General features: G+C 57.1%; 1 pseudogene. It reads right to left on the bottom strand.

From position 1 onward, the window contains the following. A pseudogene (locus CH341_RS34980) lies at positions 1–259 on the bottom strand (ATP-dependent nuclease); the annotation flags it as partial.

Genomic DNA, 259 nt, shown 5'->3' with positions numbered 1-259 from the left:
TTCAAGCCCAATTTCTACCTCATCAAACAGGGTGATATGCGGTGTGCGCAGTGCCTGCTTCTGCAATCCGGTGGTGAGCATACGCCTGGAACCCAATCCGAGCTGCCGTAGCGGCATATCGCCATCATGCAAGGCCAGACCTGCCATCCGTACGTTTATGGCGTCCGTATCCAGATGAGCCTTGTAGGCGGCACCAACATTCACGCCAAGTGCGCGAGCGGTCGTCTCTGCCACGCCCGCAACTTCATCAAAGCCAGTC

The sequence above is a fragment of the Rhodoplanes roseus genome (assembly GCF_003258865.1).
Lineage (GTDB): Bacteria > Pseudomonadota > Alphaproteobacteria > Rhizobiales > Xanthobacteraceae > Rhodoplanes > Rhodoplanes roseus.
Note: the sequence above shows the minus strand (reverse complement) of the source record. Positions and strands in the feature narration are given on the sequence as shown.